The sequence below is a fragment of the Dellaglioa sp. CoH-56-MRSF-11 genome (genome assembly GCF_056782135.1).
Window position 1 is genome coordinate 212,827 of sequence record NZ_JBXAYE010000002.1, and the last position, 14,890, is coordinate 227,716.

Here is a 14,890-nt window from a genome sequence, read left to right on the forward strand (position 1 = left end):
AAATCAATAAAGTTCCTTTAAAATAGTCCTGTGAGACTAAAAGGTAATGTGCGAATAGATTTCTTTTCTAGAAGTCTGCCTCTTAGTCTAAGTATTTTTAGATTAGGGGGCTTTTTTATTGGAAAAAAGGAGGAATACTAGATGGCAAAAGAAGTAGTAGATTCGTTAGGTATGAAACGTGCTTTAACCAGAATGACATACGAAATTATTGAAAAGAATAAAGGTATTGATAATCTGGTACTGATTGGAATCAAAACAAGAGGCATCTATTTAGCAAGACGAATTGCGGATCGCTTAAAACAACTTGAAGGTGCTGATGTTTCAGTGGGTTCACTAGATATTGCACTTTATCGTGATGACCGACATGATGCAAGTTTAGGTAATGAACCAACTGTTAATACGCAAGGTGAACAAATTGATTTTGATATTACAGGTAAGCAAGTTATATTAATTGATGATGTTTTATATACTGGACGTACAATTAGAGCTGCACTTGATGCTTTAATGGATCAAGGAAGACCTCAAACTATTAATTTAGCCGTTCTTGTTGATCGAGGCCATAGAGAATTACCAATAAGAGCTGATTATGTTGGGAAAAATATTCCTACCTCGTCAGATGAACAAGTATCAGTTTCAGTAGAAGAAATTGATGGCAAAGACTCAATTGAAATTGAAAGAATTAAATAATAAATCGTTAAGATGTTCCAGAGAGAGCAAACGATTTAGAAATCTATTAGGGAATAACGTAGGCCCAAACTAGATTTCAACTTCGAACGCATCTCTCTATAGAGGTGCGTTTTTTATATAGAAAGGAAATGAGAAAATGAAAGAAAAGTTTAGAAATGATGATGCTGTACTTGATATCCATGATAGACCATCATTTGGGCAATGGATGGGATTATCAATTCAACATTTGTTCACGATGTTTGGAGCAACAGTTTTAGTACCTATTCTAGTCGGTTTGAACCCAAGTATTGCTTTATTTAGTTCAGGTGTAGGTACTTTGGTTTATATCGGAATTACAAATGGTAAAATTCCAGCTTACCTTGGTTCAAGTTTTGCTTTTATTGCGGTTATGCAAATGTTAATGAAAACATCCGGTTATCCGGCGGTTGCTCAAGGAACGATTGCAGCTGGATTAGTTTATCTGATTGTTTCAATTATTATCGGAAAAGTTGGTTCAGGTTGGCTTGATCGTATTTTACCACCAGTTGTCGTGGGGCCAGTTGTCATGGTCATCGGATTATCTATGGCAACAACAGCAGCAAGTAACGCGATGTTAAAATCGGGTACTTATGATATTAAATATGTTTGGGTCGCAATCTTCACCCTGGCCATTACAATATTTTTCAATATGTATCTTAAAGGATTCATTAGTTTAATTCCCATTTTATTAGGAATTGTCTGTGGCTACATTATGGCCGTCTTATGTGGAATCGTTGATTTTTCTACGGTAGAAAAGGCAAATTGGCTTACATTACCTGCATTCGATGTTGCATTTATAAATTACCAACCTAAAATTTATTGGAGCGCCATTATTGGTATGGCACCAATCGCATTTGTCACAATGACTGAGCATATGGGTCATATAATGGTTTTAAATAAATTAACGAAAAGAAACTTTTTCAAGGATCCTGGACTAAATAGAACCCTTTTCGGTGATGGTGTATCATCAATTATTGCTGGATTTGTTGGAGGTCCTCCAACAACTTCGTACGGTGAAAATATTGGTGTTTTAGCCATGACTAAGGTTCATAGTATTTGGGTGATTGGTGGCGCCGCATTCTTCGCCATTGTCTTTAGTTTCGTTGGAAAAATTAGTGCTTTGATTCAAAGTATTCCAGGACCAGTTATTGGTGGTATTAGTTTTCTACTCTTTGGTGTTATTGCTTCAAGTGGGTTAAGAATCTTAATCGATAATCAAATTGATTATGATAAAAAGCATAATCTGATGATTACTGCCAGTATCCTAGTGTTAGGAATTGGTGGCATGTACTTAAAAGTAGGCGATTTACAATTAACAAGTATTGCACTTGCAACAGTAGTAGGTATTGCACTAAACCTTATTTTACCTAAAGAAGCTAAAAGCGAAAAATAATAGGAGATGATATTTTGTTAGATAAAAAGACAAATTTAGTTCAGTTACAACATTTAGTATCAATCGAGGATCTATCTACAGAAGAAGTTGAAGCATTAATTGAAAGAGCTGAAAAGTTTAAACGAAATCCGTCATTATTTAACTTAAAACATCCTATCTTTACAACAAATTTATTTTTTGAAAATAGTACCAGAACACATAGTAGCTTTGAAGTAGCTGAGCAACGTATGAAATTAAACATTGTCTCATTTAATCCAAGTATTAGTGCACTCAGTAAAGGTGAAACTTTATACGATACTGTTTTAACAATGGGTGCTATTGGGACTCAAATCGCAGTTATCCGCCATCCTGAGAATGAATATTATCAACAATTAATTGGTGATAATGATTTGGGAGTTGGTATTATCAATGGTGGAGATGGGAGTGGACAACATCCTTCACAATGTTTACTCGATATGATGACGATTAAAGAAGAGTTTGGGACATTTAAAGACTTAAAAGTTGCAATTGTAGGAGATTTAACTAATTCGAGAGTTGCTAAAAGTAATATGCAATTATTAAAAAAATTAGGTGCTTCATTATACTTTTCAGGTCCAAAGGAATGGTTTTCTGAAGAATTTGAAGCATACGGTCAGTATTTAGAAATGGACGAATTAGTTGGTGAAGTTGATGTTATGATGATGCTACGTGTCCAACATGAGCGTCATACGGATGATAGTAAATTTTCGAAAAAGAATTATCATGAAAAATTTGGATTAAGTATTGAACGCGGTAAAAAATTAAAAAAACAAACAATTATTATGCATCCGGGTCCGATTAATAGAGATGTAGAATTAGCCAGTGAATTAGTTGAATGTGAACAATCACGATTTGTAAAACAAATGACGAATGGGGTATTTGTTAGAATGGCCATTTTAGAAGCTGTCATTAACGGACGTCATTTAATGGAGGCTAATAGAGCATGAAGAAATTAATTAAAAACGGAACCGTTTTTTTGAATCATAGTTTTAGCCAACAAGATATCTTGATTGAAGACGACAAAATTAAAGCAATTGGCACTAATTTAGCTGATGAACTGTTAAATGTTGATTTAGTTATTGATGCAGAACATTTAATTGTTGTACCCGGGTTAATTGACGTTCATGTCCATTACAGGGAACCTGGATTTGAATACAAAGAGACGATTAAGACAGGAAGTCAGGCCGCTGCCCGAGGTGGTTTTACCACAGTAGGAGCCATGCCTAATTTAGATCCTGTTCCTGATACGTTAGAACATTTTGCTGAAATAAAGCGACGTAATCAAAAAGACGGACAAGTACATATTTCCCAATATGCTGCAATTACCAAAGGTAGAACTTCTGAAGAATTAGTAAATTTTGGAGAATTAAAAAAAGCCGGGGCATTCGCCTTTACAAATGATGGCTCAGGTATTCAGACAGCTGGAACAATGTATCTTGCAATGAAAGAAGCAGTAAAGGTTAATTTACCACTTGTCTCTCATGTTGAAGATAACTCATTATTATTTGGTGGCGTCATGAACGAAGGTGTTCGTGCAAAAAATCTAGGGCTACCTGGTATTATGGGGGTTGTAGAATCATCACAATTAGCCCGAGATTTAATGCTTGCACAAAAAACGGGTGTTCACTATCATATGTGTCACGTTTCTACAAAAGAAAGTGTGGAATTAATTCGACTTGCTAAGAGTCATGGAATTAATGTTTCCTGTGAAGTTTCACCACATCATTTATTATTAACGGATTCAGACATTCATATGGATAATGGTAATTTTAAAATGAACCCCCCATTACGAACTGAAGAAGATCGCCTAGCTTTGATCGAGGGATTATTAGATGGCACAATCGATATGATTGCGACAGATCATGCACCACATAGTGAAGATGAAAAACGCGGTAGCATGCTTAATGCCGCTTTTGGTATAACTGGAAGTGAAACGGCCTTTCCGTTGTTATATACAAGAATGGTTAAAACAGGGATTTTAACATTAGCCCAACTTATTGTTCTAATGAGTGAAGCGCCAGCCAAACAGTTTAATCTAAATGGTGGTACGTTTGAGCCTGGTTCAGTAGCAGATATTGCAATTTTTGATATCAAAAATGAGCAAACAATTAATGAAGCAGATTATGTCTCAAAAGGTAAAAATAGTCCTTTTACAGGGCAAAAAATTTATGGGAAAACAATGTTAACGCTAGTTAGCGGTGAAATCAAATATGATAGTCGAAAGGTTGAGTAAATCATGAAACGATTCTTAATTTTAGAAGACGGAAGTATTTTTAAAGGATTTAGTTTTGGAGCAATGGCCTCAACTACTGGCGAAGTCGTTTTTACGACTGGAATGACAGGGTACCAAGAAACGATTACAGATCAATCATTCAGTAATCAAATTATCACGTTTACTAATCCTATTATTGGTAATTATGGTGTTAATTTGGATGATTATGAATCAATAGAACCTTCATGCAAGGGCGTTATCGTTAATAATGTTGCTAGGGTTTCTAGCAATTGGCGTCAACAATTAACCTTAGATGAATTTTTAAAACAGAAGGATATTCCTGGAATATATGGCATTGATACACGCGAATTAACAAAGAAATTACGAAATGTAGGAACGATGAAAGGAAGCATTATTGATTCCGATGCTGATTTAAATCATGCCTTTGATGCAATGAGTGCAACTGTACTCAACCAAAATATCGTCCAACAAGTTTCAACGATTAAACCCTATCCTAATCCTGGAACAAAATTAAACATTGTATTAGTCGATTTTGGGTTAAAGCACAGTATTTTGCGAGAGTTATCTAAGCGTGATTGCAACGTAATTGTTTTACCGTATAATGCAACTGCAAAACAAATATCTGATTTACAACCTGATGGTGTCCTATTATCGAATGGGCCAGGGGATCCCAAAACTTTACCGGAGGTTGTTGAGATGATCAAAATGATACAACCTAAATTTCCGATTTTTGGTATTTGTTTAGGACATCAGTTACTAGCACTAGCAAACGGTGCAGATACATATAAAATGAAATTCGGACATCGTGGATTTAATCATCCGGTTAGAGAAATTGCAACTGGACGAATTGATTTCACCTCACAAAATCATGGATTTGCGGTGGATAGCGATTCTATCGATTCAGATAAACTGATAGTGACACATCGTGAAATTAATGACGAGTCTGTTGAAGGAATTAAACATAAAACTGATCCAGCATTTAGTGTCCAATTTCATCCGGATGCTGCGCCTGGTCCACATGATGCAGATTATTTATTTGATGAATTTATTGAAATGATAAACCGAGTTGGGAGAAAATAAATATGCCTAAGAGAAATGATATCCATAAAATAATGGTTCTTGGATCTGGTCCTATTATTATTGGTCAGGCCGCAGAGTTTGATTATTCTGGTACACAAGCTTGTTTATCTTTAAAAGAAGAGGGTTACGAAGTTGTTTTAGTGAATTCCAATCCAGCTACAATTATGACGGATAAAGAAGTTGCAGACGAAGTGTACATTGAACCTTTAACGGTAGAATCAGTTTCAGGTATTTTACGTAAAGAGTATCCAGATGCCATTGTACCAACTTTAGGTGGTCAAATTGGCCTTAATTTAGCTATGGAATTGTCTCAATCAGGTATATTAGATGAATTAAACATTGAATTATTAGGTACTAAATTAAAATCAATTGATCAAGCTGAAGATCGTGAACAATTTAAACAATTAATGCAAGAGTTAAATGAACCCGTTCCGGAATCACTAACTGTTGAAACCTTAGAGAGTGCGCTAGAATTTGCAGATATTGCAGGATACCCAGTTATTGTTAGACCTGCATTTACAATGGGTGGGACTGGTGGTGGTCTATGTAAAACAGCTGAAGAACTTAGTAAAACGGTTGTTAATGGATTAGAGCTATCACCAACAACACAATGCTTGATAGAAAAGAGTATTGCAGGATACAAGGAAATTGAATTTGAGGTTATGCGAGACCACGCTGATAATGCAATTGTTGTTTGTAGCATGGAAAATTTTGATCCTGTTGGTATTCATACAGGAGACTCTATTGTCTTTGCACCAACTCAAACCTTATCTGATAGAGAGTATCAGATGTTACGAGACGTATCCTTGAAATTAATTAGGGCCTTAAAAATAGAAGGTGGTTGTAATGTACAACTTGCTCTAGATCCTCATAGTTTTAAATATAATATTATAGAAGTTAATCCGCGTGTAAGTCGTTCATCAGCATTAGCTTCAAAAGCAACGGGATACCCAATTGCGAAGATAGCTGCCAAAATAGCAGTTGGATTGAATTTAGATGAGATTTTAAATCCAGTGACTAAAACAACTTTTGCTGAATTCGAACCAGCATTGGACTACGTTGTTGCTAAAATACCACGTTGGCCATTTGATAAGTTCAATCGAGCAAATCGTTCACTTGGAACGCAAATGAAGGCAACTGGTGAGGTTATGGCAATTGGTCGTAATATGGAAGAAAGCTTGTTAAAAGCAGTTCGATCTTTAGAAATTGATGAAGATTACTTGTGCTTAGATAATGCTCAAAATGCAACTGACTCCCAACTTGAAAACCAGTTGGTTAATGCAACTGACCAGAGATTGTTTTATTTAACAGAAGCAATACGTCGCGGGTACACAATTGAAGAAATTGAAAAACTAACAAAAATAAATTTAGTCTTTTTGGATAAATTAAAACACATAGTCGAAATTGAAATGTCGCTAAGTATCAATATTAAAGATATTGACGTCCTTATTGAAGCTAAAAAACATGGTTTTAGTGATAAAGTTATTGCTGATATTTGGCACGAAACTTCGGAGGATATTAGAAAGTTTAGAATAGAAAATAATATTATTCCAGTTTATAAAATGGTTGATACCTGTGCTGCGGAATTTGAATCAGCCACACCATACTTTTATAGTACGTACGAACATGAGAATGAGAGTTTAAAGAGTAAAAAACAAGCAATTATGGTTATTGGTTCTGGTCCCATTAGAATTGGTCAAGGTGTTGAATTTGATTACGCAACAGTTCATTGTGTTAGAGCTATCCGTGACGCAGGATATGAAGCAATTATCATGAATAGTAATCCAGAAACCGTTTCAACTGATTTTTCAATCGCTGATAAATTATATTTTGAACCATTAACATTGGAAGATGTTTTAAATGTGATTGATGTTGATAAACCTTTAGGTGTAATCGTTCAGTTTGGTGGACAGACAGCAATTAATCTTGCTGCGGGATTACAACAGTATGGCATTAAAATATTAGGAACGTCTGTTAACAATTTGGATCGTGCTGAGGATAGAGAGTCATTCAACCGAGCGATTAAGCATCTAGGATTAAAACAACCCATTGGTAAGACTGCAATAACACAAGAAGATGTGCTTAAGCGAGCAACAGAAATCGGTTATCCCGTTCTTGTTAGACCTAGCTATGTTTTAGGTGGACGTGCAATGGAGATTGTTCAAAATCAGGTTGAACTCGAATTATATTTGCTAAATAACGTTAAAATCGCACCACAACATCCAATCTTAATTGATAGTTATCTTGAAGGTATTGAGTGTGAAGTAGATGCAATTTGTGATGGTGTTTCTGTCTTAATTCCAGGAATTATGGAGCATATTGAACATGCTGGAATTCATTCAGGCGACTCAATGGCTGTATATCCATCACAACATCTATCAGACAAGATTAAAGCAGAAATCGTTAATGCAACTAAAAAGATTGCACTTGAACTAAAATGTGTGGGATTAATGAACCTTCAATTTATTGTGCATCAAGATGAACTTTATATTTTAGAAGTTAATCCACGTGCCAGTCGTACCGTTCCATTTTTAAGTAAAGTAACAGGTATTAAAATGACCCAGGTAGCGACTAAAATTATATTAGGTTATGATTTGCAAGAACAAGGTTACCAGGATGGTTTATACCCAGAATCTAGTTCTGTTCATGTAAAAGCGCCTGTGTTCTCATTTAGTAAATTGAATGATGTTGATCCATTTCTAGGACCAGAAATGAAATCAACCGGGGAAGTTATGGGAACGGATCAAACATTTTCTAAAGCACTCTGCAAAGCATTAGTAGCCGCTAATATTAGTTTATCAGGTAATGGTTCCGTATTAGTAAATGTTAACGACAAAAATAAAAATGCTATATTACCACTTGTTCAACGATTTGTTTTACTTGGTTACAAAGTTTTAACATTACCAAAAATGGTTGATTTCTTTTTAGATAATCAGATTAAAACGTTTACCAGTACAGAGGCATTAAGCGTTAACCGACAATTAGATGATATTAATAATTTGTTACAAACTGGAACCGTTCAATTTGTTATCGATACACTATCAGATGATCACGATAAAGCATCATATGGTTATCAAACGCGTAAAATATCAGTAATGCAACATATTCCATTGTTTACATCTTTACAAACTGTTGATGTACTTATTCAAGCGTTAGAAAGCCAGTCATTTTCAGTAGCAGCACTATAAAAATTAAGGGGAGTAGATAATGATTAATCGACCTATCATTGCTTTAGATTTTCAGAATAGAATGCAAACGACAGATTTTTTACAGTTATTTCCTCAAGATGAACAACTATTTGTTAAAGTTGGTATGGAATTGTTTTACAGTGAAGGAACTCGTTTTGTTGAAGAATTAATTGATCAGGGGCATGACATTTTTCTTGATTTAAAATGTCATGATATTCCAAATACTGTTCGGCAAACTATGACCAGTTTAAGTCGACTAGGTATTTCATTAACAACAGTCCATGCGGCTGGTGGCGTTGAAATGATGAAATATGCATTAGATGGATTAGACCAAGGTAATTCCTCAATAAAAATGCCGAAAATAATCGCAATTACACAATTAACTTCTACCAGCCAAGAACAACTAGAAACGGAACAATTGGTTGAACGACCATTAATTGAAAGTGTCGTTAATTACGCTAAGTTAACAGAATTAGCTGGATTAGCGGGTGTTGTTTGTTCAGCACAAGAAGCTAAAATAATTAAGGAAGCAACTTCCAAAAACTTTTTGGCAGTCACACCTGGAATACGATTGGAAGGGCAGGCAGTAAGTGATCAAAAAAGAGTAATGACACCAGCTGCTGCAAAAAGAAATCAAAGTAGCGCCATCGTTGTCGGACGATCAATAACGCAAGCAGTAGATCCGTTTGCTGCTTACCAAGCAATCAAAAAAATGTGGGAGGAAGCTTAAATGAATTTAGCAGAGACAGTTGCCAGTGATTTATTAGAGATTGGTGCCGTAACTTTATCGCCAAAGAAGCCGTTTATTTGGGCAAGTGGACTAAAAAGTCCAATTTATTGTGATAATCGGTTAACGATTAGTTATCCTGAAATTCGTACTAGAATCGCTAAAGGCATAGCAGGTATTATTCGTGAAAAATATCCTGATACAGAGGTAATTGCAGGAACGGCAACTGCAGGAATACCCCATGCAGCATGGATTGCTAATGAATTAAATTTACCGTTAATTTATGTTAGAACAAAGCCTAAAGATCATGGTACTGGTCAACAAATTGAAGGACGATTAATCAAAGGACAAAAAACTATTTTAATTGATGATCTCATTTCAACTGGTGGAAGTGTTATTCAAGCAGTTAATGCAGCAAAAAATGAAGGCGCTGATGTTCTAGGTGTCATCGGTATTTTTAGTTATGAACTAGCGGCAAGTACGACAAATTTTGCTGATATTAAAACACCTTTTGAGACATTAACTAATTATTCAACACTTATTAAAGTAGCTAAGGAACAAGAAAAAATTAATTCTGATGAAAAATTATTATTGGATAAATGGCGTATCAATCCAAGTAATTGGTTATAGTAAAAAAGTTTCAACTAAGAATAATTTCTTAGTTGAAACTTTTTATTTACGACGCATAGCCATAATTTTTTGTAAGTCTGGTGTAATAAAGGTTGAGTTTTGACCTTCGTAGACAACAAAACCTGGCTTTGAGCCATTGGGCTTTTTAATCCGTTTAACTTGGATATAATCTACTGGAACAGATGCTGATTGACGATATTTTGAGAAATAAGCAGCTAAGTTAGCCGCTTCTGTGACTGTTTCATCACTAGGATTAGAACTGTGAATAATTACATGGGAACCAGGAATGTTTTTAGCATGTAGCCAGATGTCAGATTTATTGGCTGTCTTCATGGTTAGTTGATCATTTTGAAGATTATTCTTACCAACAGAGATAAGGGTTCCATCTGTTGCATAATATTCATCTGGTTTACTTATTTTAATTTTAATTGCTTTTTTATTTTTATTCAATTTTTGTTCTTTTAATAAACCTTGTTGTTGTAATTCAACCTTAATATCTGGTAAGTCTTTAGGTTCAGCTAACTCGATTTCTGATTGAATTTCTTCTAAGTAAGCAATTTCTTTTTTATTTAGGAGAAGTTGCTCATTAACAAATATAACTGCATTCTTTTGTTTTTGATATTTTTTAAAATATTTTTGTGCATTTTTTGAAGGTGAAATTTGATTGGATAATTGAATGGTCATTTCTTTTTCATTATCATAGAAATTAGGTAATGAAACTTCTGTCATTCCTTGTTTAACTAAGTGAAGATAAGTAGTTAATAATTCACCTTGGACCCGTAATTGATCCGCTGTTTCAGTATTTTTTAAAGTTTTTTCTAATTTTTTTTGTTTACCACGGTTCTTTTTGAGCTCATTTTTAACAACGCGGATTAAATGGCTACCTTGTTGTTGAACGCGGTCTTTATTTGCTTTATCGAGATAGTAAGTATCCAGCATTTCGCTTAATGAATCGAATTCTTGACCAGTACCAATTTCTTTATTTGGAATGGCCGAAAAATCAAGACGTTTGCCAGATAAAATAGTTGGTGTCGGTGTATCAAATTGTGTGAAGAAAGTTGACCAGCTGACACTAGGGTCTTCAACATTAGTATGAAGTGCAGTTGCAAGATCTAAACTAGATTGACCAGCGAGACCTTGATAGCTATTTTGAAGTTCCTTCGCTAGGACTTCCTTATTTGGAAACTCGGATAAAAGTTTTTTAAATGTATCAGTTGTATCTGTAAATGGATTTAATTTATCTTGAGCTGGTGGCTGACGATAGGTTGCACCAGGTATTAGCATACGATATCGATTTTGGTCTGAACTAATATGTTTAATGGTATCCAAAACCTTATCATTAGTTGGATTAATTAGTAGACAATTACTATAACGTCCCATCATTTCTAAACTTAAAATTAGAGGTTGTTCATCACCAAGTTCATTTCTAGTTAAAAATGAAAAATTAATAATACGATCATTAGCAATCTGATCAATTGCTACAAGTTGACCGCTCTCTAAATATTTACGAAGCATCATAGTAAAATTAGTTGGTGTTTTAGGATTTGAATAGGGAATATTTGTAATTTGTGCACGAGCATAACTTGAATGTGCAGATAATAGTAAGGGTTGATTCTTTCTATTTGCACGAATTGTAATAATAACCTCATTAGGGTAGGGTTGTGATATTTTTGAGACCCGACCACCGATTAGTTTGGTTCTTAGTTCACTAATCATTGCATGAGTAAAAACGCCATCAAATGACATTTAATCAACTCACTTTCTATAAAATATGTTTAATAACTACAAGTGTAACGTTTTAAACGATAAATCGCAAAGAATCATTATTGAATAGTTTTCTTGCCATTTTTAGTCTATATATTGTATAATGCAAGGTATATCGAATTTAAGGGGTCAACAAAATGAAAACAAGTCTTGAAAACTTACTATCAATTGATAAACAGTATAAAGTGATTTTACAACGTTTAACTAAAAAAAATCAATTAACAATATCTGAGTGGCAGTTATTAAAGAAAATAAGTGCTAAATTTAACACACAGGAAAAATTGGCCGTAGAAACAGATCTAGATATCTCAACACTAAGTCGACAATTAAAACGCTTAGTTGAAAAAGAAATGCTTGATAAGCATAGTATCGGTGACGATAAACGCCAATTGATTTATACAATGACTGAAATCGGCGTTGAGTCGTCAAAAGCAGTTGATAAAGGTTTTACTGAACTTGAAGCAACTATTTTTGAAAAGTGGCCAGAAGATGAACAAAATTTATTAAGAATATTATTAAATCGCTTAGACAAAAGTCTAACGAGGACTGACGTTTAAACCGTCATAAAATGAGGTGTTTAATTAATGAAAATAGCAATTGTAACAGATAGTACTTCGTACCTATCTAAAGATCAGATTGAAGAGAACAATATTACTATAATTCCTATCCCAGTCATTATTGACAATAAAATTTATAATGAAGGCGTTGATATTACAACTGAAGGATTCTATGAAAAATTAAAGACATCTGCATCCTTTCCAAGTACCTCACAGCCTTCTGTTGGGGAAATGATTAACTTATATGATAAATTAGGTAGCGAAGGCTATGATATTATTTTAAGTATTCATTTAACAAATACAATTTCAGGATTTATTGATAATTTAAAAAATATAGCACCAACAATTGAGTCAACTCGTGTGATACCGTATGATTCTGGTATCACAGTTATGTTAATGGGATATTTAGCTTTGGAAGCTGCTAAAATGGCTAAAGAAGATGCCTCTATCGATGATATCATTGCCCGATTAGATGATTTGAAGACAACGTTAGGTGAATATTTCATTGTTGATGATTTGCAAAATCTTGTACGAGGCGGTCGTTTGTCTAATGCTTCAGCCTTTATTGGAAGTGTTCTTAAAATTAAGCCAATTTTAACATTTGATAGTGTTTCAAATAAAATTGTTGCATTTGAAAAGATTAGATCAACTAAGAAGGCAATTAAGCGTGTAGAAGATTTATTTGAAGAGCATCGTGCATCTGTTGATTATCCTTTACGTGGACTTATTATTCATGCAAATGATGAAACGTCAGCAATTAAGTGGCAGACTAAAATGAAGAAGAAATATCCTGATATGACATTTGATATCAGTTACTTTGGACCAGTCATTGGGACACATTTAGGTGAAAAAGCATTAGCATTAGCGTGGATTAAAGACTTTGATCAAGCTTAAGAGTTATTAAAACTAACAACCGGTTTAATCGGTTGTTAGTTTTTTGTTTTCAAATAATAATTAAGATGTAACTGTGACTAGATAATAGTATGTCGGAGAAAATAATTTTAAGTTAATAGATAAAGTTTAAAAGCATCAAATGAGTGGTAAATTGAGACTTATCATATTAACACTATCCAACTTTAGTTAAAACACACAATTTAATGAAAGTTTAGTAGCGCAATATCTTACTGATTTTAAACAAGTCTATTTAAATTATCATTCGTTTTGTATTTGTATCTCGCTCATTTTATTTTATGTAAATATAATTTGTTCATCATAAAATATATTTACAATTATTATTCTCCAATAAATTATATAATTAACACTAATATTTGTAGATACATATCAAGCATGACGACCATAATTTGCCAAATTATGGTATTAGCTATATAAGGATTACTTAAAATCTAAAGTATTAAATATATTAGTTATTTTGTGAATAAACACTAATTTTAAATAATATGTATCATACTGTTTGATATAAGAACATTTTGCGTTCAACTTTCATTAAAGTTGAATTGTAACTCTTTAATGTGTTATTCTCTACGTATTAAACTATCCGTTATAATGAGGTGTATTTTTGAGAAAAGAAAAATATTTAGAATTAATTGAGAATGAATTACAGTACCAACCTTGGTATGCGCAGGAATACTATCAATCTAAATCTACAATCCCCCTATCCAATGCAACGTTATATCAATATTTAACAGAGTTTAGACGTTTTTTTGATTGGTTACTGGCAGAAGGTATTGTTAACGAAAAATCAATTAAGACAATCGATATTAGTGTTTTAGAACATTTAAAAAAGGAAGATATGGAACTATATAAATCCTCCCTACTTTCTAGAAGTAAATCAAATAATGCAAATAGCAACACACAACTCTCTAGGAGCACTGTAAATCGTTCTCTAACAGCGATTTCTTCATTGTTCAGGTATCTTTCTGAAGAAACGGAAAAAGAAGATGGAGAGCCATATTTTTATCGTAATGTGATGAAAAAAATTACTGTCGTAAAAGATAACGAAACGTTTGCTACACGTGCAGCAAATATTAAAGATAAATTAATGCTTGGAACTGAAGATCGTGATTATATTAACTTTATTGATCAAAAATATGCCGATTTGTTAAAGCCTAAAGGTCTTTCCTTTTTCAAACGGGATAAAGATCGCGATATTGCTATTAACGCTTTAATGCTAGGTAGTGGTTTACGGGTTTCAGAAGTTGCAAATAGTGACCTACCTGATTTAAATTTAAAAACAAATAATATTACCGTCATTCGAAAAGGTGGCAAGAAGGATACTGTGCCAATTGCACCGTGGGTAATCCCCTATCTTGTTAAATATATTGAAGTGCGTACAATGAACTATAAAGTAGATAAAATGGAAAAAGCCCTATTTTGTTCATCATATCGTGGAATTGGAAAACGCATTGAGAGTGGTACAATTGAAAAATTGGTAGCCAAGTACTCATCTGCATTTAAAGTCCGTGTTACGCCGCATAAACTACGCCATACACTCGCTTCTAAATTGTACCTAGAGACGAAGAATGAACAACTTGTAGCAACACAATTGGGTCAGAGTTCGACAAGTGCAACTGCGTTATATACCCATATGATTGATGAAGAACAACGGAATGCTATTAATAAATTATAAAATAAAAA

General features: G+C 33.8%; 12 protein-coding genes. 11 read left to right on the top strand and 1 reads right to left on the bottom strand.

Annotated features, from left to right (window positions below; translation table 11 throughout):
- The first annotated feature begins 141 nt into the window (after nt 1–141).
- The 8 genes from pyrR to pyrE all read left to right on the top strand — a co-directional run bounded on the left by pyrR (nt 142) and on the right by pyrE (nt 9,974).
- Nucleotides 142–687 carry a bifunctional pyr operon transcriptional regulator/uracil phosphoribosyltransferase PyrR gene (gene pyrR, locus AC1RPT_RS03000; RefSeq protein ID WP_481761309.1) on the top strand — a complete coding sequence of 182 codons (546 nt, stop codon included), beginning with the start codon at nt 142–144 and terminating at the stop codon, nt 685–687.
- 136 nt (nt 688–823) lie between these two features.
- Nucleotides 824–2,098, top strand: coding sequence for a solute carrier family 23 protein (locus AC1RPT_RS03005; protein ID WP_481761310.1), 1,275 nt, complete (start codon nt 824–826; stop codon nt 2,096–2,098).
- Between the two features lie 14 nt (nt 2,099–2,112).
- The gene (locus tag AC1RPT_RS03010; RefSeq protein ID WP_481761311.1) at nt 2,113–3,063 is read left to right on the top strand and encodes an aspartate carbamoyltransferase catalytic subunit; all 951 of its coding nucleotides are present in this window, start codon (nt 2,113–2,115) and stop codon (nt 3,061–3,063) included.
- Nucleotides 3,060–4,349, top strand: coding sequence for a dihydroorotase (locus tag AC1RPT_RS03015; protein WP_481761312.1), 1,290 nt, complete (start codon nt 3,060–3,062; stop codon nt 4,347–4,349). The genes AC1RPT_RS03010 and AC1RPT_RS03015 overlap by 4 nt, the downstream gene beginning before the upstream one ends.
- A 3-nt stretch (nt 4,350–4,352) precedes the next feature.
- Nucleotides 4,353–5,429: a carbamoyl phosphate synthase small subunit gene (locus AC1RPT_RS03020; RefSeq protein ID WP_481761313.1), complete on the top strand. Its 1,077-nt coding sequence runs from the start codon at nt 4,353–4,355 to the stop codon at nt 5,427–5,429.
- Nucleotides 5,430–5,431: 2 nt separating this feature from the next.
- Complete coding sequence (gene carB / locus AC1RPT_RS03025) at nt 5,432–8,617, top strand: carbamoyl-phosphate synthase large subunit (RefSeq protein WP_481761314.1); 3,186 nt, start codon at nt 5,432–5,434, stop codon at nt 8,615–8,617.
- Between the two features lie 16 nt (nt 8,618–8,633).
- Nucleotides 8,634–9,347: an orotidine-5'-phosphate decarboxylase gene (gene pyrF, locus AC1RPT_RS03030; protein WP_481761408.1), complete on the top strand. Its 714-nt coding sequence runs from the start codon at nt 8,634–8,636 to the stop codon at nt 9,345–9,347.
- A complete protein-coding gene (pyrE, locus tag AC1RPT_RS03035; protein ID WP_481761315.1) occupies nt 9,348–9,974 on the top strand; it encodes an orotate phosphoribosyltransferase in 627 nt (208 codons plus the stop codon).
- A gap of 42 nt (nt 9,975–10,016) precedes the next feature.
- On the opposite strand, the gene AC1RPT_RS03040 is transcribed toward pyrE, so the two are convergent.
- Nucleotides 10,017–11,720, bottom strand: a complete 1,704-nt coding sequence (locus tag AC1RPT_RS03040; protein WP_481761316.1) for an NFACT RNA binding domain-containing protein — start codon at nt 11,718–11,720, stop codon at nt 10,017–10,019.
- A 155-nt stretch (nt 11,721–11,875) separates the two neighbouring features.
- Between AC1RPT_RS03040 and AC1RPT_RS03045 the strand changes: the two genes are divergently transcribed.
- The 3 genes from AC1RPT_RS03045 to xerS all read left to right on the top strand — a co-directional run bounded on the left by AC1RPT_RS03045 (nt 11,876) and on the right by xerS (nt 14,882).
- A complete protein-coding gene (locus AC1RPT_RS03045) occupies nt 11,876–12,295 on the top strand; it encodes a MarR family winged helix-turn-helix transcriptional regulator (RefSeq protein WP_481761317.1) in 420 nt (139 codons plus the stop codon).
- A 27-nt stretch (nt 12,296–12,322) separates the two neighbouring features.
- Nucleotides 12,323–13,189: a DegV family protein gene (locus AC1RPT_RS03050; RefSeq protein WP_481761318.1), complete on the top strand. Its 867-nt coding sequence runs from the start codon at nt 12,323–12,325 to the stop codon at nt 13,187–13,189.
- A 622-nt stretch (nt 13,190–13,811) separates the two neighbouring features.
- Nucleotides 13,812–14,882, top strand: coding sequence for a tyrosine recombinase XerS (xerS, locus tag AC1RPT_RS03055; protein WP_409022540.1), 1,071 nt, complete (start codon nt 13,812–13,814; stop codon nt 14,880–14,882).
- The last annotated feature ends 8 nt before the right edge of the window (nt 14,883–14,890 follow it).